Annotated in this window: 23 protein-coding genes and 1 pseudogene; 10 read left to right on the forward strand and 14 right to left on the reverse strand. The window is 74.4% G+C overall.

Annotated features, from left to right (window positions below; all coding sequences use genetic code 11):
- Positions 1–3: 3 nt before the first annotated feature.
- The 4 genes from HKK73_RS06615 to HKK73_RS06630 all read right to left on the reverse strand — a co-directional run bounded on the left by HKK73_RS06615 (position 4) and on the right by HKK73_RS06630 (position 3785).
- Positions 4–585, reverse strand: coding sequence for a shikimate kinase (locus HKK73_RS06615; RefSeq protein ID WP_171467673.1), 582 nt, complete (start codon positions 583–585; stop codon positions 4–6).
- Between the two features lies 1 nt (position 586).
- Positions 587–1060 (reverse strand): hypothetical protein, encoded by a 474-nt coding sequence (locus HKK73_RS06620; RefSeq protein WP_171467674.1) that lies wholly within the window; start codon positions 1058–1060, stop codon positions 587–589.
- A gap of 81 nt (positions 1061–1141) precedes the next feature.
- Positions 1142–3157, reverse strand: a complete 2016-nt coding sequence (locus HKK73_RS06625; RefSeq protein ID WP_171467675.1) for an endonuclease/exonuclease/phosphatase family protein — start codon at positions 3155–3157, stop codon at positions 1142–1144.
- Positions 3158–3248: 91 nt separating this feature from the next.
- Complete coding sequence (locus tag HKK73_RS06630; RefSeq protein ID WP_371810621.1) at positions 3249–3785, reverse strand: NUDIX domain-containing protein; 537 nt, start codon at positions 3783–3785, stop codon at positions 3249–3251.
- Between the two features lie 108 nt (positions 3786–3893).
- On the opposite strand from HKK73_RS06630, the gene HKK73_RS06635 reads away from it, so the two are divergent.
- Positions 3894–5192, forward strand: coding sequence for an MFS transporter (locus HKK73_RS06635; protein WP_043651307.1), 1299 nt, complete (start codon positions 3894–3896; stop codon positions 5190–5192).
- A 148-nt stretch (positions 5193–5340) separates the two neighbouring features.
- On the opposite strand, the gene HKK73_RS06640 is transcribed toward HKK73_RS06635, so the two are convergent.
- The 8 genes from HKK73_RS06640 to HKK73_RS06675 all read right to left on the reverse strand — a co-directional run bounded on the left by HKK73_RS06640 (position 5341) and on the right by HKK73_RS06675 (position 13937).
- Positions 5341–7140 (reverse strand): biotin carboxylase N-terminal domain-containing protein, encoded by a 1800-nt coding sequence (locus tag HKK73_RS06640; RefSeq protein ID WP_232322595.1) that lies wholly within the window; start codon positions 7138–7140, stop codon positions 5341–5343.
- 181 nt (positions 7141–7321) lie between these two features.
- Positions 7322–7981, reverse strand: a complete 660-nt coding sequence (locus tag HKK73_RS06645; protein WP_043651310.1) for a nucleoside triphosphate pyrophosphatase — start codon at positions 7979–7981, stop codon at positions 7322–7324.
- Between the two features lie 35 nt (positions 7982–8016).
- Positions 8017–8937 carry an AEC family transporter gene (locus tag HKK73_RS06650; RefSeq protein ID WP_171467677.1) on the reverse strand — a complete coding sequence of 307 codons (921 nt, stop codon included), beginning with the start codon at positions 8935–8937 and terminating at the stop codon, positions 8017–8019.
- A gap of 71 nt (positions 8938–9008) precedes the next feature.
- Positions 9009–10751, reverse strand: a complete 1743-nt coding sequence (locus HKK73_RS06655) for a DUF885 domain-containing protein (RefSeq protein ID WP_171467678.1) — start codon at positions 10749–10751, stop codon at positions 9009–9011.
- Between the two features lie 10 nt (positions 10752–10761).
- Positions 10762–11475 carry a hypothetical protein gene (locus tag HKK73_RS06660; RefSeq protein WP_085388244.1) on the reverse strand — a complete coding sequence of 238 codons (714 nt, stop codon included), beginning with the start codon at positions 11473–11475 and terminating at the stop codon, positions 10762–10764.
- Positions 11472–11738 (reverse strand): acyl-CoA carboxylase epsilon subunit, encoded by a 267-nt coding sequence (locus HKK73_RS06665; RefSeq protein WP_232322594.1) that lies wholly within the window; start codon positions 11736–11738, stop codon positions 11472–11474. The genes HKK73_RS06660 and HKK73_RS06665 overlap by 4 nt, the downstream gene beginning before the upstream one ends.
- Positions 11735–12244, reverse strand: a complete 510-nt coding sequence (locus HKK73_RS06670; RefSeq protein ID WP_085388243.1) for a hypothetical protein — start codon at positions 12242–12244, stop codon at positions 11735–11737. Before HKK73_RS06670 ends, HKK73_RS06665 begins: the two co-directional genes overlap by 4 nt.
- A 61-nt stretch (positions 12245–12305) precedes the next feature.
- Positions 12306–13937, reverse strand: coding sequence for an acyl-CoA carboxylase subunit beta (locus HKK73_RS06675; protein WP_043651320.1), 1632 nt, complete (start codon positions 13935–13937; stop codon positions 12306–12308).
- A gap of 154 nt (positions 13938–14091) precedes the next feature.
- Here HKK73_RS06675 and HKK73_RS06680 point away from each other — a divergent pair, with 154 nt between their 5' ends.
- Both HKK73_RS06680 and HKK73_RS06685 read left to right on the forward strand, forming a co-directional pair.
- Positions 14092–14967 carry a biotin--[acetyl-CoA-carboxylase] ligase gene (locus tag HKK73_RS06680; RefSeq protein ID WP_051027487.1) on the forward strand — a complete coding sequence of 292 codons (876 nt, stop codon included), beginning with the start codon at positions 14092–14094 and terminating at the stop codon, positions 14965–14967.
- 133 nt (positions 14968–15100) lie between these two features.
- On the forward strand, positions 15101–16183 hold the full coding sequence (locus HKK73_RS06685) for an adenylate/guanylate cyclase domain-containing protein (RefSeq protein WP_369824877.1): 1083 nt from the start codon (positions 15101–15103) through the stop codon (positions 16181–16183).
- A gap of 54 nt (positions 16184–16237) precedes the next feature.
- On the opposite strand, the gene HKK73_RS06690 is transcribed toward HKK73_RS06685, so the two are convergent.
- A complete protein-coding gene (locus HKK73_RS06690) occupies positions 16238–17005 on the reverse strand; it encodes an SOS response-associated peptidase (RefSeq protein ID WP_043651325.1) in 768 nt (255 codons plus the stop codon).
- A gap of 164 nt (positions 17006–17169) precedes the next feature.
- On the opposite strand from HKK73_RS06690, the gene HKK73_RS06695 reads away from it, so the two are divergent.
- The gene (locus HKK73_RS06695; protein WP_171467679.1) at positions 17170–18405 is read left to right on the forward strand and encodes a multidrug effflux MFS transporter; all 1236 of its coding nucleotides are present in this window, start codon (positions 17170–17172) and stop codon (positions 18403–18405) included.
- Positions 18406–18484: 79 nt separating this feature from the next.
- Positions 18485–19852 carry an LCP family protein gene (locus HKK73_RS06700; RefSeq protein ID WP_253705826.1) on the forward strand — a complete coding sequence of 456 codons (1368 nt, stop codon included), beginning with the start codon at positions 18485–18487 and terminating at the stop codon, positions 19850–19852.
- Between the two features lie 6 nt (positions 19853–19858).
- Here HKK73_RS06700 and HKK73_RS06705 read toward each other — a convergent pair whose 3' ends face one another.
- A complete protein-coding gene (locus HKK73_RS06705; protein WP_114553392.1) occupies positions 19859–21082 on the reverse strand; it encodes a pyridoxal phosphate-dependent aminotransferase in 1224 nt (407 codons plus the stop codon).
- Positions 21083–21281: 199 nt separating this feature from the next.
- Between HKK73_RS06705 and HKK73_RS19415 the strand changes: the two are divergent.
- From HKK73_RS19415 to HKK73_RS06725, 5 genes and pseudogenes are all read left to right on the forward strand, one after another.
- Positions 21282–22007: pseudogene (locus HKK73_RS19415) on the forward strand (CpaF family protein); the annotation flags it as partial.
- An 8-nt stretch (positions 22008–22015) separates the two neighbouring features.
- A complete protein-coding gene (locus tag HKK73_RS19420) occupies positions 22016–23389 on the forward strand; it encodes a recombinase family protein (RefSeq protein ID WP_171467680.1) in 1374 nt (457 codons plus the stop codon).
- Positions 23386–23952, forward strand: coding sequence for a hypothetical protein (locus HKK73_RS06715; protein WP_171467681.1), 567 nt, complete (start codon positions 23386–23388; stop codon positions 23950–23952). Before HKK73_RS19420 ends, HKK73_RS06715 begins: the two co-directional genes overlap by 4 nt.
- Positions 23953–24260: 308 nt before the next feature.
- On the forward strand, positions 24261–24605 hold the full coding sequence (locus HKK73_RS06720) for a hypothetical protein (RefSeq protein WP_171467682.1): 345 nt from the start codon (positions 24261–24263) through the stop codon (positions 24603–24605).
- Positions 24602–25540, forward strand: a complete 939-nt coding sequence (locus HKK73_RS06725) for an AAA family ATPase (RefSeq protein WP_171467683.1) — start codon at positions 24602–24604, stop codon at positions 25538–25540. Before HKK73_RS06720 ends, HKK73_RS06725 begins: the two co-directional genes overlap by 4 nt.
- The last annotated feature ends 20 nt before the right edge of the window (positions 25541–25560 follow it).

Consider the following 25560-nt stretch of genomic DNA (forward strand, 5'->3'; position numbering starts at 1 on the left):
GCCTCAGCCGAGCGCGGCGGCCAGCCGGCGGGCGCTCGCGGCGGGGTCCTCGGTGCCCGTGACGAGCGTGCGGTGCGCGAGGCTCCGCGTCCCCGGGTCGTCGAACCACTCGGCGAGGAAGTCGTGCCCCGCGGGTCGCCAGTCGGTGCCCTTGGCGGCGAGGGAACGGGCGCGCAGCACGCCGAGCGCGTGCTCGCGGTCGGTGCTCGGCAGCACGAGGACGACGTGCGGGACGGACGCGAGCGCGGCGCGGACGCGGGCGAGCTGCGCGGGGTCGGTGTACGACGCGTGCCCCGCGCCGAGCGCCAGCACCGAGCCCGGGTGCTCCGCGACCGCGCGCTCCGTCGCGTGCGCGCGGGCCGGCTCCCACTCGCGCTCGGCCGCCACGCGGCCCACGACGCCGACGCGCTCGACGAGGCGCTCGACGCTCCAGCCGACCTCGGGGTAGTACCGGTCGGCCACGGCGTCGAGGTCGACGAACGGCACCCCGAGCCGCTGCGCGCCGAGCGCGCCGAGCGTCGACTTGCCGGTCGCCGCGGGACCGAGCAGGACGAGGACGGGCGCCGGGGGACGAGCACCTGGCACGTCAGAGCCGTCCGTCGAGACGCAGGCTCCCGTCCGACCAGGCGAGCTCGGTGAGCTGGAAGCCGGGGAACGTGTGCTCGAGCACGCCGCCCAGGAGCGCCTGCACGTCGACCGCGACGCGCGCCTCGGGCAGCACGCGCACGGCCTCCGGCGGCCGTCCGTGCGAGCGCAGCGCGCCCTGCAGCGGCGCCTCGACGAAGCCGAGAAGCTTGTGGGCGGGCAGGCCGGCCGCGCTCGCCTCGACCGCGAGCACCGCGGTGCCCGCGACGACGGACTCCACGCGCAGCGTCGCGCGGACGACCGGGACGAGCCGGGCCGCGAGCCGGAGGGCCGACGGCGGGTCGGGCACCTCGCGCAGGTCGACGACGACCCGCACGTCGTCGCCCTCGCTCGCGACCGACCGCACGTACGGCGGCAGGCCGCTCGTCGCACGGGCGATCTCGACGGCTTCGGTCACGGTCAGCTCGATGCGCACCCGTCGACCCTAACCCGCCGCCCCGCGCTCGGGTCGGGCCGCGGGCGCCGGGATCCCGGGCCGAGGTGGCCGGGACGGGTCTCAGTCCTGCGCGCGGAGCTCGGCGAGCAGCGGGCGGTGGTCGGACGTCGTGACGTCGAGGACCTCGACCGACCGGAACGTCACCGCGGGGGAGCCGAGGACCCAGTCGATGCGGTGCGCCGGAGCCTCGGCGGGCGACGTGAGCGCCGCGGGATCGCCCGCGACGTCCTGCCCGCTCTCGAGACCGGCGTCCTCGAGGAGGGCGATCTCGTCCCAGCCGGGCTCCGCGTTGAGGTCGCCCGCCAGGACGTACGCGTCCTCGACCGGCTCGGCGGCGAGGAGAGCGTCGAGCTGGTCGAGGCGGGTCGGGGTGTTCTCCTCCCGGTGCTGCACGTGCACCGACGTGACGCGCACCGGGACGCCCGCGGCGTCGACCGTGGCGGAGACGGCCGAGCGCTCCTGGGGACCGGCGCCGTAGGGGAGTGAGTGGCGCACGACGTCGGTGAGCTCGCCCCGCAGCGGGTCCCAGAGGATCGCGTTGCCGAACTGGCGGTCGGCCGCGGGCGCGAAGACGACCCGCATGCCCGTGGCGCGCGCGAGGTACGTCGCCATGTCGGCGCCGCCGCCGAGCACCCAGCCGCGGGACACCTCCTGGAGGGTCACGACGTCGGCCCCGGACTCCGCGATCGTCGCCGCCATCTCGTCGAGCCGGACCGACGGGTCGGCGCTCACGCCGTAGTGCAGGTTCCAGTCCAGCAGCCGCAGGTCGCCCACCGGGTAGTCCGCGACGGCGGCCGCCGTCGTCGGCACGTGGACCTGGGTGACGCCGACGAGCGCGAGCAGCGCGACCGCGCCCCCGAGGGCGAGCGCGAACGGCCCGCGCTCCCGACGGGCGGGCCGCTCGTCGTCCCGGGTCGGCGCGGCGCGGTGCGCACGCCCTCCCTCGACCACGGCGGGGACGGCCACCGCGAGCGCGGCCGCGACGGGCAGCAGGGTGTGGGGGAACGGCAGCGGCACGTCGTACTCGAGCTGGTAGCCCAGCAGCGGGACGGCGACGCCGAGACCCGCGGCGCTCGCGGCGCCGGTGAGCCGGAGCCACGTGAGCGGCAGGGCCGGGCGGGTCAGCGCGAGGGCGAGCGTGCGCGCCGCGACCGGGACCAGCAGCACGAGCAGGGCGAGCAGCACCCAGCCCCACGCGCCCGGCCCGTCGAGGCGGGGGACCGCGAGCAGGACGACGGCGACGCCCACCACGAGCACCGCGGGCGGGAGCCACACCGCACCGGGACCGGACCGCGCGGGGTGCGGGACGGCCCAGGCCGTGAGCAGCGCGGCGACGGCGAGCTCGGCGACCGCGAACGGGAGCGCGACCCCCGTCTGCGCCGCCGCGAACGCCGGGTTGACCAGCACCTGCACGGCGAGCGCGACGAACGGGCCGAGCACCCACAGCCCGCGCGACCCCGGCAGGGCGTCGCGCCTGCGCAGCACCCACGCGCAGGCGAGCGCCGCCCCCGTGACGCCGACCGTCACGACCCACGCGCCGACGTCGACCCGCCAGTAGGCGTCCCACGTCCCCAGGAGCGCGCTCAGCGCCGCGGCGAGGAGCGCGCCGAGCACGACGCCCAGGGCCACGAGGCGGCCCCGCGCGAGGCCGTCGGCCGCACCCGCGCGGGTGCCGCTCGCGAACCCCGCCACGAGGACGAGCACGCCGATCCCGAGCGCGACGGTCGCCAGGCCCACGCCGTACCGGACGAGCCCGAGGTCCACGCCCGAGGCGATCGCCGTGCCGAGCCCCTGGAGCACGAGCCGCGCCACGACGAGCGCGGAGACGGCGAGCAGCACGACGCGGCCGGTGAGCTCGAGCCGCGCGGCGATCATCGCGACGAGCAGCCCCGGCGCCGCGTACGTCGCGAGGGCCGTCAGGGCCACGGTGACGACCCCCGCGGAGAACGCGTGGTCGAGCAGCGGGCCGCTCGACCGCACGAGCTCGACCACCGTCGCCGTGACGGTGACGACGAGGAGCAGGAGGGCGAGGTCGGCGCGGTCGCGCGGGACGACGGGGGCCGGCGCGGGGTTCACGAGGTGTGACGCTACCGCCCCGGGCGCGCGCGGCACAGGGCGGCCGGCGTCCGGGCGGGCGGGGTCGGTGCTCGGGACGGCGCCCGGGCCCTCAATCCTCGGGCGGGCCCTCCAGCAGGGCGCGCAGCCCCGGCCAGGCGTCCGCGAAGGCCGGGAGGAGGTCGAGGCCCGCGACGTCGTCGACGGGGACCCACCGGACCTCGATGCTCTCGGCGTCGGTCGCGTGCGGCTCGACCGGCGTGCCGTCCACGACCTCGGCGAGGACCGTCGTGTACCGCCACGGGCCGTGGTCGAGCACGCGCTCGCCCACGACGCGCACGGCCGCGGGGTCGATCCCGGCCTCCTCCTCCGCCTCGCGCAGGGCTCCCTGCGCGGCGGTCTCGTCCGGCCCGACGGCGCCCCCCGGCACGCCCCACGTCCCGCCCTGGTCGGACCACGGGGCCCGGTGCTGGAGCACGACGTCGGTCGGCCGCCCGGCGCCGTCGCGCCGGGCGAGCAGCAGCCCGGCCGCCCCGAACAGCCCCCAGTGCCGGCGTCCGCACGCGCACTCGACCCAGCCGTCGCCGGGCTGGAGGTGGCGGGGGAGCCGGGTCGGCGGCTCGTCGGGGTCGCGGGGGGCGGTCGGGATCGTCACGAGCCCCATGCTGCCAGCCCGGTGCCGTGCCCCGCCGCGCGCGGCGGTGCGCCGTCGGCGAATTCCGTGGACCGTGTGGGTGGCGCCCGGCACGATGTCCGGGTGAGCCATACGCCGTACGAGAACACCGACGCCGCGCCCGCGGACGCTGTCGACCGTCCCGTCGAGGACGACGCGCTCGCCCGGCCCCGGTGGCGCCGGGACACGGCGGTGTTCCTGTCGGGGCAGACGGTGTCCCTGTTCGGCTCGATGCTCGTCCAGTACGCCGTCATGTGGCACCTGACGATCGAGACCAAGTCCGGCTCGGTGCTCGCGCTGAGCACGCTGTTCGGGTTCCTGCCGCAGGCCGTCGTCTCGATCTTCGGAGGCGTGTGGGCGGACCGGGTGAACCGCAAGGTGCTCGTCATCGCCGCCGACGCCACGATCGCCGTGACGACGCTGGCGCTCGCGCTCCTCATGCTCGGCGGGGCCGACGACCTCTGGCTCATCTACGCCGCGCTCGCGGTCCGCTCGACGGGCGCCGGCGTCCAGACCCCGGCCGTCGCGGCGCTGCTCCCGCAGATCGTGCCCACGAGCAGGCTCCTGCGGGTCAACGGCATCAACCAGTCGATCCAATCCGCGATGATGCTCCTCGCGCCCGCGGTCGCCGCCGCCCTGTACGCGAGCCTGTCCCTGGTCGCCGTGTTCTTCGTCGACGTCGTCACCGCCGTGGTCGGGATCGGGCTCCTCCTGCTCGTGCCCGTCCCGACCCTCGCGCGCGCCGCCGCGGGCGAGCGTGCGGGGTACTTCGACGACCTCGTCGAAGGGTTCCGCTACCTCGGGTCGCACCCGTTCGTCCGGTGGGTGCTGGGCCTCTACGCCGTCGTGTTCCTGCTCATCGTCGCGCCGTCGTACCTCACGCCGCTCATGGTCGCGCGCACCTTCGGCGAGGAGGTCTGGAAGCTCACTGTCAACGAGGTCGCGTTCTCCGTCGGGATGCTCCTCGGGGGCGTGCTGCTCGCGACGTGGGGCGGCCTCAAGAACCGGATCGCGATGATCGTCGGCTCGACGTTCGTCTTCGGCCTGCTGTCGGTCGCGATGGGCGTCTCGACGAACATGTGGGTGTTCTTCGCCTTCATGTTCCTGCTCGGGCTCTCCGTGCCGCCCTTCTCCACGACGTCGATGACCGTGCTCCAGGAGACCGTCGAGCCGGAGCGCCAGGGCCGGGTGTTCGGGTTCGTCGGCATCGTCATGGCCGTCTCGATGCCGCTCGGCATGGTCGTGTTCGGCCCGCTCGCGGACCGCTTCTCCGTCGAGTCGCTGCTCGTGGTCTCCGGCGTCCTCATGTTCGTCGTCGTGACCGTCGCCGTCGCGCTGCCCTCGGGACGGCGGGCGATGCGCGCCGCCGCCCAGCCCGGCTGACGGCAGGCAGACGGCGAGCTCGGCACCCGCGGTCGGGAACGGCAGTCGGTGCTACCGATCTCGACCTCGGGTGCCGAGCTCGGTCGGAGGTGCCGATCTCGGGACGCTCGTGCCGACCCCGGCCGGTCGCCGGGGTGGGACGCGCAGGTCAGTCGACGATCTCGCAGATGGCGGTGCCCGAGCTGACGCTCGCGCCCGCGGTCGCCGAGAGCGAACGGACGGTGCCGGCGCGGTGGGCGAGGAGGGGCTGCTCCATCTTCATCGCCTCGAGCACGACGACGAGGTCGCCCTCGGCGACCTGGGTGCCGTCGGCCACGGCGACCTTGACGATGGTGCCCTGCATGGGCGAGGCGAGCGTCGTGCCCGAGCCGCCGCCGTTGGACTTCGCGGCGCTGCGACGCGCGGGGCGTCGGGCGGCGTTGGCGGTGCGGGCACGCCCGGCGGCCATGCCGAGCCCGGCGGGCAGCACGACCTCGAGCCGCTTGCCGCCGACCTCGACGACGACGCGCTCGGTCGCGAGCGGCTCGTCGTCCTCGTCCGCGGGCGCCGCGGGAGCGGGCGCGAGCGTGGCGAGCCGGTCGGCGAACTCGGTCTCGATCCACCGGGTGTGCACGCGGAACGGCTCGTCGTCGGTGGGGACGAACGCCTCGGCGTCGAGCACGGCCCGGTGGAACGGGACGACGGTCGGGATGCCCTCGACCTCGAGCTCGCGCAGGGCGCGGCGGGCGCGCTGGACGGCCTGCTCGCGCGTGGCGCCGGTGACGACGAGCTTGGCGATCATCGAGTCGAACGCGCCGGAGATGGTGTCGCCCTCGACGACGCCGGAGTCGACGCGCACGCCCGGTCCGGACGGGAAGCGCAGGCGCGTGATGCGCCCCGGGGCGGGGAGGAAGTTGGCCGCCGGGTCCTCGCCGTTGATGCGGAACTCGATCGAGTGGCCGCGCACCTGCGTGGAGGTGTACCCGAGCGGCTCCCCGGCGGCGATGCGCAGCTGCTCGCGCACGAGGTCGATGCCGGTGACCTCCTCGGAGACGGGGTGCTCGACCTGCAGGCGGGTGTTGACCTCGAGGAAGGAGATGGTGCCGTCGGCGCCGACGAGGAACTCGCACGTCCCGGCGCCCACGTACCCGGCCTCCCGGAGGATGGACTCGGACGCCTTGTACAGCTCGGCCTCCTGCGCGGCGCTGAGGAACGGCGCGGGCGCCTCCTCGACGAGCTTCTGGTGGCGACGCTGGAGCGAGCAGTCGCGCGTGGACACGACGACGACCGTGCCGTGCTCGTCGGCCAGGCACTGGGTCTCGACGTGCCGGGGGGTGTCGAGGTACCGCTCGACGAAGCACTCGCCGCGCCCGAACGCCGCGGTCGCCTCGCGGACGGCGGACTCGTAGAGCTCGTCGATCTCGTCGGTGGTGCGTGCGACCTTGAGGCCGCGGCCGCCGCCGCCGAACGCCGCCTTGATCGCGATGGGCAGCCCGTGCTCGGCCGCGAACGCGTGGACCTCGCTCGCGTCGGCGACCGGGTCGGGCGTGCCGGGCACGAGGGGGGCGCCCGCACGGTGCGCGATGTGGCGGGCGCTGACCTTGTCGCCGAGCGCGTCGATCGCGGCGGGCGGCGGGCCGATCCAGACGAGCCCGGCGTCGAGCACGGCCTGCGCGAACTCGGCGTTCTCGGCGAGGAAGCCGTACCCGGGGTGCACGGCGTCGGCGCCGGAGCGGCGCGCGACGTCGAGGAGCTTCGCGATGTCGAGGTAGGTCTCGGCCGCGCGCGTGCCGCCGAGCGCGAACGCCTCGTCGGCGAGGTGCACGTGCAGGGCCTGGCGGTCGGGGTCGGCGTAGACCGCGACGGACGCGATGCCGGCGTCGGCGCACGCGCGCACGATCCGGACGGCGATCTCGCCACGGTTGGCGACGAGGACCTTGCTCAGGGGGCGGGTGGGGTTCGCGGGCACGGCTCACGGTAACGCGTGCGCACGGCGCGGTTCACGCTCCTGCGCGCGGTACCGGACAAGATTGGAGAACAAACCAAGCCGCGCCGAGGGCGGTTGTCGGAAACCTCCATAGCGGCCCGTCCCTGGGCTCCGAGAGGTGCGCGGCGTTGTCCGGCCTCGACAACGGGCGCCGCGCAGCGCGTCAGGCGCGCAGCGCGTGCCAGGCCACGCCGACCTCGCGCAGGAGCGACCGCACGAGCGGCAGGCTGATCCCGACGACGCCGTGGTGGTCGCCCTCGATCCGCTCGACGTACGGGCCGCCGAGGCCGTCGACCGTGAAGGCGCCGGCCACGTGGAGCGGCTCGCCGGTGGCGACGTACGCGTCGATCTCGTCGTCGGCGAGGTCGGCGAAGTGCACGACGGTCGAGCTCGTCGCGCCGACGGCGGCGCCCGTCCCCCCGGCGTCGGCCGGGCGCAGGTCCACGAGCCAGTGCCCGGTGTGCAGGACGCCGGCGCGGCCGCGCATGGCGCGCCAGCGGGCGCGCGCGTCGTCCGCGTCGGCGGGCTTGCCGAGCACCTCGCCGTCGAGCTCGAGCATCGAGTCGCACCCGACGAGCAGCGCGGCGTCGTCCTCCGGCGTCCCTGCGGCGGCCGGGTCGAGCGTGCGCACGACCTCCTCCGCCTTGGCGCGCGCGAGCACCAGCACGGCCTCGACGGGCGCGAGCCCGCCGCGCTCCGCGGCGGCGTCGCGCAGCACGGCGTCCTCGTCGACCCCGGACACGCGCACGAGCGGGTCGACGCCGGCCGCGCGGAGCGTCGCGAGGCGGGCGGGGGAGCGGGAGGCGAGGAGCAGTCGGAGCACCCGCGCAGACTACCCGGCGCGCCTCGCTGCCCCGGCTACGCGAGGAGCAGCGCGGCGACGAGGAGCACGACGGGCGAGCCGACCGTCGTGACGAGGATCGTGTCGCGCGCGAGGATCTCGCCGCGCCCGAACCGCGCCGCGTAGTTGTAGACGTTCTGCGCGGTGGGCAGCGCGGCGAGCGTCACCGCCGAGGCGACGGCCGCGTCGTCGAGCCCGAGCACGAGCCGGGCGACGACGAACGCGACCACCGGCATGACGACGAGCTTGGCGGCGCTCGCGACGCCCACGGTCGCGCGCGGCTCTCCGCGCCGCAGCGGGCGCGTGCCGTGCAGCGACATGCCGAACGCGAGCAGGATCATGGGGATCGCGGCCCCGCCGAGGATGTCGAGCGGGGCCATGACCGCGACCGGCGGCGTCCAGCCGCTCACGGAGACGACGGCGCCCGCGAGCGACCCGAGGATGATCGGGTTGCGCACGGGCTGGGCGAGGACGAGCCGCCACGACGCCCGTCCGCTCGTCGTCACGTCGAGCACGAGCAGCGTGACGGGCGCGAGCACGAGGAGCTGGAGCAGGATCACCGGCACGACGGCCGTCGCGTCGCCCAGCACGTAGACCGCGACGGGCAGGCCGATGTTGTTCGCGTTCACGTAGCCGGAGCCGACGGCGCCGACCGTCGCCTCGGGGGCGGGCAGCCGCAGCCAGAGCCGGTCGACGACGACGAACACGCCGGCCGTGACGACGGCGGACGTCGCGGCCACCGCGAGGGGCGCCTGGAACAGCGCGCCGACGTCGGCCCGGGCGAGGACGGTGAACAGCAGCGCCGGGCTCGCGACGAAGAACCCGACACGGTTGAGCGCCGTCCGCGCGTCGGGGCCCCCGATGCCCAGGCGCGCGGTGACGTACCCGGCGGCCACGACGACGGCGATGACGGCGAAGCCGGTGAGGACGGCGCCCACGGGTCAGGACGCCCGGACGCCGGCCGGCCCGGGACGGCGCGCCGCCGTCCCGGGCCGGTCGTGCGCGGGGGTCACGACGAGAGCGCGGCGCGCAGCACGTCGAGGCCCACCGAGCCGAGGTTGAGCGCACGCTCGTGGAACGCCTTCGCGTCGAACTGCTCGCCGCGCGACTGCGCCGCGGCGCGCGCGTCGTCGCGCGTGGCCTCCCACAGACGCTGCCCGACCTTGTACGACGGCGCCTGCCCCGGCCAGCCGAGGTAGCGGTCGAGCTCGAACCGCACGAACGAGTCGGGCATGTTGACGTTGGCGCGCAGGAACGCGAGCGCCTTGTCGGCGTCCCACGTGCCGCCGCCCCACTCCTGCGGCGCGGGGAGCCCGAGGTGCACGCCGATGTCGAGCACGACGCGCGCGGCACGCATGCGCTGCGCGTCGAGCATGCCGAGGCGGTCGCCGTCGTCGTCGAGGAACCCGAGGTCCGCCATGAGGCGCTCCGCGTACAGGGCCCAGCCCTCGCCGTGGCCCGAGACCCAGCACGCGAGGCGGCGCCACGTGTTGAGCGTCGCGCGCGCGTAGACGGCCTGGCCGCACTGCAGGTGGTGGCCGGGGACGCCCTCGTGGTAGACGGTCGTCTTCTCGCGCCACGTGTTGAACTCGGTGACGTCCGCGGGGACGGACCACCACATGCGGCCCGGGCGGGAGAAGTCGTCGCTCGGCGGGGTGTAGTAGATCCCGCCGGTCTGCGTCGGCGCGATCATGCACTCGAGGTCGAGCACCGGTGCGGGGATGTCGAAGTGGACGCCGTTCAGCGCGGTGACCGCGGCGTCCGACGTCTCCTGCATCCAGGCCTTGAGGGCGTCCTTGCCGAGCAGCTTGCGGCTCGGGTCGGCGTCCAGCGCCGCGACCGCGTCCTCGACGCTCGCGCCGGGACCGGCGATGCGGCGCGCGATCTCCTCCTGCTCCGCGACGACGCGCGCGAGCTCCTCCAGACCCCACGCGTACGTCTCGTCGAGGTCGACCTCGGCACCGAGGAACGTGCGCGAGAAGAGGGCGTACCGCTCGCGGCCGACGGCGTCCTCGGCGCGGGCCTGCGGGGCGAGGGTCGTCTCGAGGAAGTCCGCGAGCCGGCCGTACGCCTCGCGCGCGGCGGCGGCGCCGTGCTCGAGCTCCTTGCGCACGAGCGAGCACGCCGAGGAGTCGTCGAGGACGGCGTCGGCCTCGGGGCCCGAGACGAAGGTCGTGAAGAAGGAGCCCTGCGGGTCGGCGAGCTCGCGCGACTGCGCCACGCCGATCCGCACCTGGCGGATCGCGGCGACGTTGCCGCGCGAGGCCGCCTCCGCGAGCGACGCCATGTAGCCGTCGATCGCGCCGGGAAGGCCGTCGAGGCGGGCCGCGATGTTCTCCCACGCCTCGACGGTGCCCGTTGGCATGATGTCGAAGACGTCGCGCAGCTCCTGCACGGGCGACGCGATGTTGTTGAGGCTCGCGAGCGGCTCGCCCGCCTCGTGCAGCTCGAGCTGCAGGCCGATGCGCTCGCGCATCGCCGCGAGGGTGACGCGGTCGACGTCGTCGACCGGCTCGAGGCCGTCGAGCTCGCGCAGCACCGCGCGGTCGGCCTCGGCGCGCGCCTCGTGCCCGGCGGGGGACAGGTCGGTGACGAGGTGGTCGTAGCCGGACAGGCCCATCGAGGTGGCGGCCAGCGGGTCGAGCTCGGCGACCCGCGTGACGTACGCCTCGGCGACGGCGTCGATCGGCGTGGGGGTGCGGTCGGGGGTCCCGGCGGAGGCGCCGGCGGGGGTAGTGGTGGTGTCGCTCACCCGGACGAGACTACTCGGCGCGGGGCGGGGGCTCCGTGCGATCTTCCGGCTCGTCCGGCCAGCCCGGGTGTGCCCCGTCGTCCGCGGCCGGGACGCCCCCGCGCAGCGCGGCGAGCAGGTCGTCGGCCCAGTCGCGCTGGTAGCGGACGAGCAGCACGCCGGTCGCGTCCTCGTCGTCGGCCGCGTGCCAGACGGCGACCGGGTCACCCGGGCGCGGGGCCGCCGTGCCCGCGGGCACGACGACGCGCACCGGCCGTGCCGTCGCCACGCCCGATCCCGTCGTGACGACGAGCGTCCCGCGCACGTCGTGCGCACCGGGCTGCGGGGCGTCGGTGGCCGGCGCAGGCACGGTGAGCGTGCCCGTGGCCCGGACGGGGGCGGCGAGCAGCGCGTCGCGACCGCGCGCGAGGCGCGCGGCGGCGCGGTCGTCCAGGTAGCGCACGAGCGCGAGCACGGCCGTCAGCAGCAGGCCGAGGGTGGCGACGACGACGAGCGCCTCCGGCACGGGCCAGCCGCGCGCCGCGCCCGCGCGCTGGTAGACGAGGAGCGCGACCGTCGGCACGAAGGCGACCGCCCAGGCCCAGCGTCGCCACGCGGCGACGGGCGCGACCGGCGGCAGCGCCGTCGGGTCGGCCTCGACGGCGTCGGCCGTCGGAGCCTGCTCCACGAGCACCGCCCGCTCGGGCAGCCGCCGCACGCGCGGGGAGGGGCCGGCCGTCGTCACGAGCGCAGGCTCCAGCGCCAGGAGTCGGCGTTGTGCCGGCCCGCGCGCCCGCCGAAGCTCTTCGCCGTCGCGCCGTCGCCCGTCCCGCGCAGCACGCGCGCGCGGTTGGTCCACTCGTCCACGGGCGCGACGTCGTCGGGCTCGTCACCGGCCGCGGCCGCCGCCGCGAGCCCGGCCACGAGCGCGGCGACCTCGAGCTCGTCCGGGGCGCCGCGCACGACGCGCACGCTCGGGGTGGTGCCCACCTGCTGCTGCTCGCTCACGCGTCGTCCTCGTGCTCGTCCGTGCCGCGGCCCACGCCCCACTCCGGGACGTCGTAGCCCGCCTCGGTGAGGCGCGCCTGCGCCTCGTGGCCCCACGAGTCCAGCAGCCCGACGACGTCGTCCAGGTCCGGCCCGCCGGGGCGCGAGACGACGACGTACTCCAGGGTGAACGTGTCGTCCTCCAGGTCCGCGGGGGAGGCGTCCGCGTCGTCGGCCTCCTCGCCCTCGGTCGGCTCCCACACGGACGACGTGAGGTCGGGGTGGATGCCGAGCGCCTCGTGCAGCACGTCGAAGAGCTGGGCGTTGAGCGCGCCGACGCGCGCCTCGAGCGCGAGGACGCGCGGGTCCTCGTCCGCCTCCGACGCCCCGAACTCGGCGCGCACCCCCACGGCGGTGCCGACGTACTCGTGCAGCGCCGCGGCGAGCGCGTCGACCGCGGCGTGCATCGGTGCCGGGTCGACCGCGCCGAGCGGCGCAGGGCCGTGCGTGGCGTCCTCGTGGCTCATGACCGTCCTTCTCTCGGGCCGCTCGTGCGGCGGGTCGTCGGGTGCGTGCGGTCCGCGGCGCTCACAGGGGGATGTTGCCGTGCTTCTTGGGCGGCAGGCTCGCGCGCTTGGTCCGCAGGGCCCGCAGCGCGCGCACCACCTGCACGCGCGTCTCGGACGGGCGGATCACCGCGTCCACGTAGCCGCGCTCCGCGGCGTCCCACGGGTTGACGATCGCGTCCTCGTACTCGGCGACGAGGCGAGCGCGCTCCGCCTCGACGTCGTCGCCCGCGTCGGCCGTCCGCTTGAGCGCCGCGCGCTGCAGGATGTTCACCGCGCCGCCCGCGCCCATGACCGCGACCTGCGCCGTCGGCCACGCGAGGTTGACGTCCGCGCCGAGCTGCTTCGATCCCATGACGATGTAGGCGCCGCCGTACGCCTTGCGCGTGATCACCGTGACGAGCGGGACCGTGGCCTCCGCGTAGGCGTAGATGAGCTTCGCGCCGCGGCGGATGATGCCCTGGTGCTCCTGGTCGACGCCCGGCAGGAAGCCCGGGACGTCCACGAGCGTGAGCACGGGGATGTTGAACGCGTCGCACGTGCGCACGAACCGCGCCGCCTTCTCGGCCGCGTCGATGTCGAGCGTGCCCGCCATCGCGAGCGGCTGGTTCGCGACGACGCCGACCGACTGGCCCTCCACGTGCCCGAACCCGACCAGCACGTTCTTCGCGAACAGCGGCTGCACCTCGAGGAACGCGCCCTCGTCGAGCACGTGCTCGATCACCGTGCGCATGTCGTACGGCTGCGAGTCCGAGTCCGGGACGAGCGCGTCCAGCTCCTCGTCCTCCTCCGTGACCGCGAGCTCGACGTCGTCGGGCAGGAACGACGGCGCGTCCGACAGGTTGTTCTGCGGCAGGTACGACACGAGGTGGCGGACGTAGTCGATCGCGTCGTCCTCGTCGCTGCCCAGGTAGTGCGCGACCCCGGACTTCTCGTTGTGCGTCAGGCCGCCGCCGAGCTCCTCGAAGCCCACGTCCTCGCCCGTCACGGCGCGGATCACGTCGGGCCCGGTGATGAACATGTTCGACGTCTTGTCGGCCATGACGATGAAGTCCGTGAGGGCGGGGGAGTACACCGCGCCGCCCGCGCTCGGACCGAGGATGAGCGAGATCTGCGGGATCACGCCCGACGACGCGACGTTGCGGCGGAAGATCTCCGCGAACTGCGTGAGCGCAGCGACGCCCTCCTGGATGCGCGCCCCGCCGCCGTCGGAGATGCCGATGAGCGGCACCCCGGTGCGCAGCGCGAGGTCCTGCACCTTGGTGATCTTCTGCCCGTGGACCTCGCCGAGGCTGCCGCCGAACACCGTGAAGTCCTGCGAGTACACGCACACCTGGCGGCCGTCGATCGTGCCGTGCCCGACGACGACGCCGTCGCCCGCCAGCCGCTTCTTCTCCAGGCCGAAGTTGTGGGAGCGGTGCTTCGCGAACGCGTCGAGCTCGACGAAGCTCCCCTCGTCGAGGAGCGCGTCGATGCGCTCGCGGGCCGTCTTCTTGCCGCGCGCGTGCTGCTTGGTCCGCGCCGCCTCCTCGGGCAGCGCGACCGCCTCCGCGCGACGGCGGTCGAGGTCGGCGAGCTTCGCCGCGGTCCCGGTGAGGCGGGGCGCGTCGGCGCTCTCGGTCGTCGCGGGCGAGGTCGTCGCAGAGTCCGTCACGCACCCGAGCCTAGTTGGAGGATCGCACCCACTCGATGCGGCCGCCGCCAGCACCGCGGGGGCCCGGGTTGGTGGGTCCCCACAACTCGGCCGCTCGCAGGTCGGCCGGTCCCCGCCTCGTGCGGCGCCCGCGCCGTGCGCGAGGATGGCGGGCATGGCGACCGCGCACGACCCCGAGACCCCGTCCGGCGACGAGCGACCCCCGCTGCGGGCCGACTTCCTGCGCGAGCTGCTCGTGGCGCCCGCCGGTCCGCTCGCCCGGCTCGAGGTCGTCCCCGAGTCGGCGTCCACCAACGCGGAGCTCGCGGCCGCCGTCGTCCGCGACCCGGCGGCGTGGCCCGCTCCCGCGCTCCTCGTCGCCGAGCACCAGCCCGGGGGCCGCGGCCGGCTCGGCCGCTCGTGGACGACGCCGCCCCGCACCGCCCTGCTCGGCTCCCTCCTGCTGCGGCCCGACGTGCCGCGCGAGGCCCTCAGCTGGCTCCCGCTGCTCGCCGGGCTCGCGACCGCCCGCGCGCTGCGCGCCACCGCCGGCGTCGAGGCCGTCGTCAAGTGGCCCAACGACGTCCTCGTCCCCGACCCCGGCGCGGGCGAGCCCGCACCGCTGCGCAAGGTCGCCGGCATCCTCGCCGAGGTGCTGCCCGACGGCGGGGTCGTCGTCGGCGTCGGCCTCAACGTCGCACAGCGGCGCGACGAGCTGCCCGTCCCGACCGCCACGTCGCTCGCCCTCGCCGGAGCCGCGACCACCGACCGGGAGGTCGTGCTCGTCGCGCTGCACGAGGCCTTCGGCGAGGTTCTCGCGCGCTGGCAGGACGCCGGGGGCGACGCGCACGCCGCCGGGCTCGACGCCGACTGCGCCGAGGTCAGCGCCACGCTCGGCACGCGCGTGCGCGTCGAGCGCGTCGCGGGCGGGGACGTCGTCGGGCTCGCGATCGGGCTCGCCCCCGACGGCGGCCTCGAGGTCCGCCTCGACGACGGCACGACGACCGTCCACCACAGCGGCGACGTGCACCACCTGCGCCCCCACGACTGACCGGCCCACGCCTGACCCGCCCCCGGGCGGCCCCTCGAGATCGGCGGTCCGCGGCCGGATCGGCGGTCGTGCGTGCCGATCTCGCGTGCGCCCGCCGACGTCGACGAGCCCGGCCGAGGAATAGGATCGCCGGGTGCCAGTGGACCCGGAGAACGAGCTCGCCCCCGCACCGTCCGCGACGACCGCGGAGGATGGCGCGCCGACCACCGAGGCCGAGGCGACCGAGGCGGTGCTCGACGAGGCGCTCCTCGGCGGACCCCGCACCCTGACCGTCGAACGGCTCGCCGAGCGGGCCGGCGTCGACGAGGACCGCGTCCGCGCCTACTGGCAGGCGCTCGGCCTCCCGCTCACCGAGGGCGAGGAGCACGCCTTCACCGAGCGCGACGCGCAGGCGCTCGCGGACGTGTTCGCGTTCGCCGAGCAGGAGCAGCTCGACCAGCGCGCGCTCACGACGCTCATCCGCTCGACGGGGCACACGACCGAGCGCCTCGTGCTGTGGCAGGTCGAAGCGCTCGTCGAGCACCTCACGCGGCGGTTCGACCTCGACGACACGAGCGCGCGCCTGCTCGTGCTCGACCGGCTGCCCGAGCTCGCGCCCGTCCTCGAGGAACAGCTCCTGCACGCGTGGCGGCGCCAGCTCGCGGCCGTCGCCGGCAGGTTCGCGGTCGAGTTCTCCGACGCCCGCGCGACGGCGGTCGACGAGCACGAGCTCCCGCTGCCGCGCGCGGTCGGGTTCGCGGACATCGTGTCCTTCACGCAGCGCACGCGCGGCCTCGGCTCGAGCGAGCTCGCCGAGTTCGTGCAGCTCTTCGAGACGAGCGCGCGAGACGTCATCACCGCGGCGGGCGGTCGCGTCGTCAAGACGATCGGCGACGCGGTGCTCTACGTGGCCGACGACGTCGCGACCGGTGCGCGCGTCGCGCTCGGCCTGGCCGCGGCGGGCGGCCGCGAGGAGGACGTCGACGTGCCGCCCGTGCGCGTGAGCCTCGTGTGGGGCCGCGTGCTGTCCCGGTTCGGCGACGTGTTCGGCCCGAGCGTCAACCTCGCGGCGCGCCTCGTCGACATCGCCGACCCGACGACGGTGCTCGTCGACCGCGAGACCGCGGGCCTGCTCGCCGGCGACCAGCGGTTCGCGCTCACGGCGCAGCCCGAGACGGAGGTGCAGGGCCTCGGGACGATCGAGCCCGTGCGCCTCCAGTGGGCCTACCGCGGCTGACCGGCTGCGCCGGGCGCGCGGCCGCCGACGTCCGCGCGGCAGGACCCGTGCCGGTCAGACGGCCTCGAGGAGCCCCGGGCCGTCGTTCGTCACCGAGTTGACCAGGGTCGAGATCTCGCGCGCGACCATGGGGACGTCGTCGTGCGGGCCGCCGAGCCCGAGGAGGTCGGCGGCGCCCCGCGCGTCGACCGCCGGGTCGAGCCACGCGTCCCAGGCGTCGGACGGCAGGGCGAGCGGCATGCGGTCGTGGATCTCGGCGAGGTAGGGCGCCGCGTCGGTCGTGATGATGGTCGTCGAGACGAGCCAGCGGTCCGGGTCGTCGTCCGCCTTGGTGCGGTCGCGCCAGAACTCGTAGAGCCCCGCGAACGCGGCGCTGCGCCCGTCGCCGGGCGCGATCCAGTACGGCTGCTTGAGGACCTTGCCCCGGCGCGCCGGCGCGCCCGCCGACCCGGCGGGGGACGCGCCGTCGGGCAGGACGCGCCACTCGTAGTAGCCGTCGGCGGGCACGAGGCACCGGCGCACGCCGAATGGCTTGGCGAACGCCGGCTTGTCGAGGATCGACTCCGCGCGCGCGTTGATCATGCGCGCGCCGCCCTTCGGGTCCTTCGACCACGACGGGACGAGGCCCCAGCGTGCGAGCCGCAGCGAGCGGCGCACCTCGCCTGTGTCCTTCGCGGCGCGCTCGACGACGATCCGCACCGGGTCCGTCGGCGCGAGGTTCCACGACGGCGGGAGGAGGCGCGCGTCGTCGGCCACGTCGGCGATCGCGAACTCGTCCGCGAGGTCCTGGGCGTCCCGGAAGGAGGCATAGCGTCCGCACATGCCTCCAGGGTGTCGCACGCCACCCACGCTCGCGTCGGGCCGGTAGGCGGGCGCCCGGGGAGGGCCGCCGGGCTGTGCGCGTGACGCCGGGCCTGCGCCGGGGGAGAGCAGGGTCACGCCCGTGAGCCCGGTCCGCACGCGATCGAATCGTTACGATGGGAGTCATGCCACCCTCCTCGGTCGACCCCGCCGTGCCCCGACCGAGATCGTCCGCCCGCTGGGTCCTGCTCCTCGGCGCGCTCGCCACGCTGCCCGCGCTCACGGTGGACATGTACCTCCCGCTCCTGCCCGAGGTGGGCGCCGAGCTCGGTGCGCCCGACTCCCTCGCGCAGCTCACGCTGTCCGGCATGCTCCTCGGCGGCGCCGTCGGGCAGCTCGTCATCGGGCCGCTCTCCGACCGCTACGGCCGTCGTCTGCCCGTGCTCGTCGGGCTCTCGCTGCACGTCGTCACGTCGCTCCTGTGCGCGTTCGCGCCCAACATCGGCATCCTCGTCGGCCTGCGCGTGCTCCAGGGGTTCTTCAACGCGTCCGCGTCCGTCGTCGCGATCGCCGCCATCCGCGACCGGTTCACCGGGTCCGAGGCCGCGCGCGTCCTGTCGCGGCTCATGCTCGTCATCGGGCTCGCGCCGCTCCTCGCGCCCTCCATCGGCTCGTTCATCGGTGCGCACGCCACCTGGCGGGCGGTCTTCTGGGTCCTCGCGCTCGGCGGCGTCGTGCTCGGCGCGATCGTCCTGTTCTTCATGCCCGAGTCCCTGCCGCTCGAGCGTCGTCGCCCCGCCGGGGCGCGCACCGTCCTGCGCGGGTACGCGGGCCTCCTGCGCGACCGGCACTTCGTCGCGCTCGCCGTGCTCCCCGGTCTCGGGCAGGCCGTGCTCATGAGCTACGTCGTCGGCTCACCCTTCGTCCTGCAGGAGGGGTACGGGCTCAGCCACGGGCAGTTCGCGCTCCTGTTCGCCGTGAACGGCATCGGGCTCGTGCTGTCGGCGCAGGCGAACGCCGCGCTCGTCCGCCGCGTCGCGCCCGTGCGGCTGCTCCGGACGGCGCTCGTGGTGCAGGGCGTGTTCGCCGTCGGCCTCCTCGTGGTCGCCCTGACGGGGGCGGGCGGCATCGTCGGGATCGTCGCCGCGCTGTTCCTCGTCCTGTCGATGCAGGGCCTCATCCCGGCGAACGCCTCCGCGCTCGCGCTCACGCGGCACGGCGAGATCGCCGGCACCGCCGCCGCGGTCATCGGCGCGTTCCAGGCCGGCGTCGCCGGGCTCGTGAGCCCGCTCGTCGGCGTCCTCGGCGGCGACGCCGTCGCGATGTCCACCGTCATGCTCGGGGCGGTCGTCGCGTCGATCCTCGTGCTCGCGCTCGCCACGCCCGCGTTCCGCCGCGGGGGCTGGCACACGCCCGTCTGACCCGTTCTTCGCCGCCCTTTCACACGTCCTCCTGCCGGTCCGGCGCACGTTTCCGCGCGCGACCCTCTACTCTCGGACCGTGCCGAAGACCGCCCCCGCCTCGCCGCCCGCACGCGCGAGGTCCCGCGCGACGCAGGAGACGCGTTCTCGGGAGGGCGGGACGGACAAGCCCACAGGGGGCCCGCACCACGCCCGCGCGCTGCGTTCGCACCGCGTCGCGAGGGCGATCGGGCTCGTCCTCACCGGCGCGCTCGTCTTCGTCGCCGTCGGCGCGGGAGCCGTGTACCTCGACCTCAAGTCGAAGATCACCGTGAGCGACGTGTCCGAGTACGTGGTCGGCATGCCGACCGAGGCGCCGCCCAAGGACCCCTCCGACCCGTTCGCGGGCAAGGCGCTCAACATCCTCGTCATGGGCACGGACTACCGCGACGCCGAGAACGCCGCGCTCGCGGGCGAGGAGGAGGGCATGCGGTCCGACACCACGTTCATCGTGCACGTGTCCGGCGACCGCACGCGCATGGAGGTCGTGTCGATCCCGCGCGACTCGCTCGTCGACCTGCCCGCGTGCAAGCTGCCCGACGGGTCGATGTCCTCGCCGCGGCGCAACACCATGTTCAACGAGGCGTTCCAGATCGGGTCGGGCGGCGTCGACGACATGGAGGCGGCCGCCGGCTGCACGATCTCGTCGGTCTACAGCCTCACGGGCGTGCCCGTCACCAACCACGTCGTGGTCAAGATGACCGGGGTCATCGGCGTGGTCGACGCGATCGACGGCGTGACGATGTGCTTCCCGGAGCCGATCAAGGAGAATCCCCGGTACGGCACCCTCGACCTGCCCGCCGGCGAGCACACGCTCGACGGCCACGAGGCGATCGGCTTCCTGCGTGCGCGTCACGGCACGGGGATGGGCCTTGAGATGGGCTCCGACCTCACGCGCATCGCCCGGCAGCAGGCGTTCATCGACTCGGCGGTGCGCGAGCTGCTCTCGCAGAACATCATCACCAACTCGCCCCAGCTCTACGGGGTCATCGAGGCCGTGCTCGGCTCCATCAGCGCGGACCCGACGATCGCGGACCCGACGGCGCTCGCCGGGCTCGCGTTCAGCCTGCGGGCCATCAAGCCCTCCGAGGTCGTCTTCACCCAGGTCCCCGTCGTGGACGCGGCGAGCGACCGCAACCGCGTCGAGTGGACGGCGGAGGCCGACGCGATCTGGCAGCGGCTGATCGACGACACGCCCCCGCCCGGCCACGAGCCCGTCACGGACCCGCGCGACGACGCCACGGCCCCCGCGGACGGCGCGACCGACCCCGGAGCGGGGACGGACCCGGGCACCACCGACCCCGGGACCGGAGCCGTCGACCCCGGCACGGGCGCGACGGACCCCGGTGCCGGGACCGACCCGGGAGCTGGCGCGACGGAAGCGCCACGCGACGGCGTGTGCGCCTGACCTCGCTCAGGGCCGCGACGCGCCGAGCGCGGCCAGGCGTCGCACGGCCTCGTGCAGGACGTCCTCGCGCTTGACGAACGTGAACCGGACGCGCGATGCGAGCGCGCGCGCCGTCGTCGACCCCGGGGTGCAGAACGCGCTCACGGGGACGGCCACGACGCCCGCGAGGGCGGGCAGCTCGCGGCACAGCGCGGTGCCGTCCTCGAATCCGAGCGCGGCGCCGTCGGCGATGACGAAGTACGTGCCCTGTGGCACGACGACGTCGAAGCCCGCGCGGACCAAGCCCTCGCACAGCAGGTTCCGGCGCGCGGCGAGCGAGTCGGCGAGCGCGCGCGGGGTCTCGTCGTCCGCGAGCGCGTCGGCGATCGCGGGCTGGAACGGCGCGCCCGACGTGTAGGTGAGGAACTGCTTCACCGTGCGGACCGCCGTCACGAGCGGCTCGGGGCCGTGCAGCCACCCCACCTTCCACCCCGTGAACGAGAACGTCTTGCCCGCCGAGGAGATCGTGATCGTCCGCTGCCGCATCCCCGGCAGCGTCGCGATCGGCACGTGCCGGGCGTCGTCGAACGTCAGGTGCTCGTACACCTCGTCCGTGACGACCACGACGTCGTGCCGGCGCGCGACGGCGGCGATCGCGTCGAGCTCGTCGAGGTCGAGGACCGTGCCCGTCGGGTTGTGCGGCGAGTTCACGACGATCAGGCGCGTCCGGTCGGTGACGGCGGCGCGCAGCGCGTCCACGTCGAGCCGGAAGCGGTCGGGGCCGGGGAGCAGGGGGACCGTGACGTGCCGCGCGCCGGCGAGCGCGATGCACGCGGCGTGGGAGTCGTAGAACGGCTCCAGCGTCACGACGTCGTCGCCCGGCCCGGCGAGCGCGAGGATCGTCGCCGCGAGCGCCTCGGTGGCGCCCGTCGTCACGAGCACCTCGGTCTCCGGGTCCGGGTCGAGGCCGTAGTGGCGGAGCTGGTGGCTCGCGACGGCGTTGCGCAGCTCGAGGATGCCCGGGCCCGGCGGGTACTGGTTGTGGCCGTCCTCGATCGCGCGCACCGCGGCGTGCTTCACCGCGGCCGGGCCGTCGACGTCCGGGAAGCCCTGCCCGAGGTTGATCGCCCCGGTGCGCTGCGCGAGCGCCGTCATCTCGGCGAAGATCGTCGCCGCGACCGCGCCGTCGGCGCCCAGGAGGCCCGTGGCGCGCGCGGCGGCCTGCCAGCGGCCGGGCGGGAGGTCCGTCATGGCCCGACCCTAGCCGTCGCGACGACCACGATGTGGGACGCCGGGAGGGAGGTCCCCCCTCGACGGCGCGGGATTCCGGGGCGCCCGCGACCTTGTCCACAGGGGCGGTTCACGGGGGCGCGTCCATGCCCTACTCTCTGGCGCAGATCGTTGACGACCGGCGGGGCAGCCGGCCGACGGAGCAGGGGGAATGCTCGACATGTCTACGGACACGCACGCCGTCGGCGTGCTCGAGGGCGAGGTGCGCGAGCTCGTCCGACGGCGCGGGGTGGACCCCGCGCGCGACCGCGCGGCCGTCGACCAGCTCGTGCGCGACGTCGTCGCGGACTACGAGACGCGCAGCGCGCTCGGGGTCGTCGCGCCGCTCGCCGACCCGGCCGCCGCCGGCCGCGCGGTCGTCGACGCCGTCGCCGGGCTCGGGCCGCTCCAGCCGTACCTCGACGACCCCGAGATCGAGGAGATCTGGATCAACGCGCCCTCCCAGGTGTTCGTGGCGCGCGGCGGCTCGTCGGAGCTGACGACGACGATCCTCACGGCGCAGCAGGTGCGCGACCTCGTGGAGCAGATGCTGCGGTCGTCCGGGCGGCGGCTCGACCTGTCGAGCCCGTTCGTCGACGCGTGCCTCCCGGGCGGGGAGCGGCTGCACGTCGTCATCCCCGACGTCACGCGCAGCGAGTGGGCGGTGAACATCCGCAAGCACGTCGTCCGGGCGTCGCACCTGGACGACCTGGTCCGGCTCGGCGCACTCCCGCCCCAGGCCGCCGCGTTCCTCGACGCGTCCGTGCGGGCCGGGCTGAACATCCTCGTCGCGGGAGCCACGCAGGCGGGCAAGACGACGATGCTCAACGCCCTCGCCGGGTCGGTCCCGCCCGCGCAGCGCGTCGTCACGTGCGAGGAGGTGTTCGAGCTGGCGGTAGTCAGTAGACTACACACATGCGAGCCGTTGTCTACACCCGAGCGTCCCTCGATCGGTCCGGAGAAGGCCTGGCAGTGTCACGCCAACTCGAGGACGCCCGGGAGCTCGCGGCCCGCCGCGGTTGGACCATCGTCGCGGAGAGGTCCGACAACGACACCTCCGCGGCCGGCTCGAAAAAGCGGCCCGGGTTCGAGCAGGTGCTCGAGGACGTCCGCACCGGCACCGCAGACGGCGTCATCGCCTGGGCGCTCGACCGCCTGACCCGCAACCGACGTGACACCGTCCGGCTCATCGAAACCTGCCAGGACGCCAAGGCCGTCGTCGCTCTCGTCCGTGGATCCGACATCGACATGACCACCCCGTCCGGCAGGCTCGTCGCTGACGTCCTCGCATCCGTCGCCCGCGCCGAGATCGAGACCAAAGGTGACAGGCAGCGTCGCGCCAACGACCAGCGCGCGCAGGCGGGCAAGCCTGCCATCGGGCCGCGCCCGTTCGGCTTCGACGACGGCGGTATGACCGTCCGTACCGCCGAGGCCGACCTCGTCCGCAGCGGCTACCAGACCGTCCTCGCGGGTGGCTCCCTGCGATCCGTGGCTCGCGACTGGAACACGAGCGGCATCACCACCTCCAAGGGCAATACTTGGGACTCCACCAACGTGCGGCGCGTGCTGCAGAACCCGCGGAACGCGGGGCTGCGCGCCCACCGCGGCGAGACCATCGGCGCGGGGGAGTGGGAGCCGATCGTCGACGAGGAGACGTACCGAGCAGCGATGCACGTCTTCGACGACCCGAGCCGCTCCACCGTCAAGGACCGTTCCATCAAGTTCCTCCTCACGAACATCGCCGAATGCGGACGGTGCGACGACGGGACGAAGGTCTCGACCGCGCGCACGAGCCGCGGGAAGCGGACCTACAAGTGCCGCGAGAAGGGGAACCTTGCGCGCGAGGCTGCGCCCATCGAGTCGTACGTCGAGCAGATCGTCCAGGCGCGCCTCTCACGCCCTGACGCGATCGACCTCATCCATCCGGACCCGGAGCAGGACATCGACGCGCTGAGGGCCCAGGCGCAGGTTCTGCGCGTGCAGCTCGACGAGGCCGCGGCGTTGTTCGCGTCCGGGCAGATCCGCGCAACGCAGCTCGCCACCATCACGCGCGACGTCGAGGCGCGGCTCGAGTCCGTCGAGCAGGAGCTCGCGGCGGCCGGTCAGGGGAACGCCCTCGCCAGCGTGATCGGCGCCGAAGATGTCGCAGCGGCATGGGCGGGGATCGACATCATGCAGCAGCGCGCGATCGTGAAGGTTCTCTTCTCCCGCATCGTGCTCGACCCCGTGCCGCAGGGTGCGAAGAGGTTCCGGCCAGAGAGCATCCGGTTTGAGTGGAGGACCGCATGAGCGGTACCTGGGACTACGTCGTGCCCGCCTTGCGCGGGTCGCCGTGGGAGCAGTACGCGAGCCCGCTCGTATCCACCGACTTGGATTGGCCCACCGTGGGTGTCTACTGCCCGCATACGCCCCAGCCCTGGTTGCTCGGATCCTTCCATGTGAGTGACGCGGTACTCGAGGAGCGTGACGAGATCCACTGGGGGTGGCGTCGCGACTACGCGACAGGTGACGGCTACTTGATTCCGCTCGGCCGCCAGTCCGGCGTCACCCCGACGCAGAGCATTCTCGATGACGCCCCCTTCGACAAGAAGGCCACAACGGCGCGCGCGATGCGCGCGCTCGAGCAGCACGGAATCGAGAGTGAGCAATTCAAGCGAGCATCGGCAGAGATGGCACGGGGCGACTCGGAGCTTCGGGCGCGGATCCAGTTGCGGTGCGGGCATTGCTCGCTTGCTCGCACCTTCCGCTCCGAGAGTGTTCAGACGGTGATGTCGATCTTTTGGCGGGCAGGCGTTCGCGAGATCTCTCTTGAGACGCTGGCGCGGCGTGTCGACCGGCGTGCTACGCGTTGATGCTGCTAACGTCTCTTGCGTCGGGCACCGTATCGGGCCCTGACAGACGACCTCCCAGCAGAGGCTTGACAGCCATGCTCGGAGGTCGAAGTGTCTCAGGCACTGCATCACCGCGGCCGTGTTGCCGCCCTCTCCCGCTCTCGTCAGCCAGACGACCCTGACGTTGTTGCCGCTCGGCGAGACCTCAAGGCCGCCAAGCTAGAGGACTACGTCGCTCGGGTCGTCGCAGAGGCCCCGCAGCTGACGGTCGAGCAGCGAGACCGCATCGCGGCGCTGCTTCGCCCCTCCGTCGGTGGGGGGTCGGCCGCGTGAGCGCAAACGAAAGCCGCCTGGCAGAGGCGGCTCCCGAGAACCTGCGTGGCGGCGGGTCTGCACCCATTCTAGCGACGGCCTCCCACTCGGTCGCGGTCCTGGACGGCGTGGTGCTGACCCCGTCCGAACTCGCGCTCTACCAGAGCGGCGTCGAAGCCGGCATCGAGCTCGGCCGTCGCCAAGTCGAGCAGGAGAACCGCGAGTCCCACGAGACCGCGGCTCGCGTCGCACGGATGGTCGCGGAGACAGTTCCGTTTGAGGAGCTGTGCCGACGCCGCGGCGAGGAACGCCGAGCCGAGCACCAGCGTCGCATCCTGCAAGCGCGGGGGGTGCTCGGATGAACTCACCCCTGCGCGACAGGATCCTGTCGGTCGCCGATCTCGATCACCTCCCGGACCCGACACCGCTCATTGCTGACACCCTCGACCTCGGCACCGTGGGCGTACTCGCTGGCGCACCCCAGACGCTCAAGTCGTTCGTCCTGCTCGACTGGGCTGCATGCGTCGCGACCGGCAAGCCGTGGCAGTCTCGCAAGGTCGAACAGCGGCGGGTGCTGTACATCGCTGGAGAGGGCGCGCACGGCATCAACAAGCGGCTGCGTGCCTGGCAGACCGGCTGGCGCACCAAGATCCCGGCGGACATGTTCTCCCTGCTCCCGTCTCCCGTTGCCCTACTCAACCCGACGGACCTCCTCGAACTCTGCGGCGTCGTGGAGCTCGACGAGTACGACCTCGTGATCGTCGACACGCTGAGCAAGGCGATCGCCGGCGCCGACGAGAACAGCGCCAAGGACATGTCCGCAGCCGTCCAGGCGCTCTACCGCATCCAGGACTCGACCAGGACCGGCACCGTCCTCGCGGCCCACCACACGGGCAAGGACCGGTCCACAGTCCGCGGCTCGTCCGCACTCGAGGCCGGCGTCGACACCGTGTACGCGACCGAGGGGTCCGCAGAGGCCATGACGTTGAAGCGGACGAAGCGCAAGGATGGCCCGCTCGACGACGTCCTCGAGCTGCGGTTCTCGTCCGTCGAGGGCACGGGATCGGGCATCGTGGAGCGTCGAGCACCCGTGGGAATTTCCCAAGCCGCGGAGGGCCTCCTTTCCCACATCTCTTCCCACTACGAGGGCGTGGCGTTCACCCGTCAGCAGCTCGTCGACACGTCCGGAGTGCCCAAGTCCACGGTCTACCGCGTCGTGTCTGACCTGGTGCGATGCGGCGAGATCGTCAACATCGGGACTGAGCAGCGGCCCGCGTACCAGAAGGCGGCGGCATGAGAACTTCCCACGTTCCCACT

Origin of the sequence: Cellulosimicrobium sp. 72-3, from assembly GCF_013127315.1 — a bacterium.
Taxonomy (GTDB): Bacteria; Actinomycetota; Actinomycetes; order Actinomycetales; family Cellulomonadaceae; genus Cellulosimicrobium; species Cellulosimicrobium funkei.

Excerpts from the sequence above, each read along its gene's own strand:
- HKK73_RS06715 (WP_171467681.1), top strand. The coding sequence starts at position 23,386 with ATGAGCGGTACCTGGGACTACGTCGTGCCCGCCTTGCGCGGGTCGCCG.
- HKK73_RS06670 (WP_085388243.1), bottom strand. The coding sequence starts at position 12,244 with ATGAGCCACGAGGACGCCACGCACGGCCCTGCGCCGCTCGGCGCGGTC.
- HKK73_RS06695 (WP_171467679.1), top strand. The coding sequence starts at position 17,170 with ATGCCACCCTCCTCGGTCGACCCCGCCGTGCCCCGACCGAGATCGTCC.
- HKK73_RS06690 (WP_043651325.1), bottom strand. The coding sequence starts at position 17,005 with ATGTGCGGACGCTATGCCTCCTTCCGGGACGCCCAGGACCTCGCGGAC.
- HKK73_RS19420 (WP_171467680.1), top strand. The coding sequence starts at position 22,016 with ATGCGAGCCGTTGTCTACACCCGAGCGTCCCTCGATCGGTCCGGAGAA.
- HKK73_RS06705 (WP_114553392.1), bottom strand. The coding sequence starts at position 21,082 with ATGACGGACCTCCCGCCCGGCCGCTGGCAGGCCGCCGCGCGCGCCACG.
- HKK73_RS06680 (WP_051027487.1), top strand. The coding sequence starts at position 14,092 with ATGGCGACCGCGCACGACCCCGAGACCCCGTCCGGCGACGAGCGACCC.
- HKK73_RS06725 (WP_171467683.1), top strand. The coding sequence starts at position 24,602 with ATGAACTCACCCCTGCGCGACAGGATCCTGTCGGTCGCCGATCTCGAT.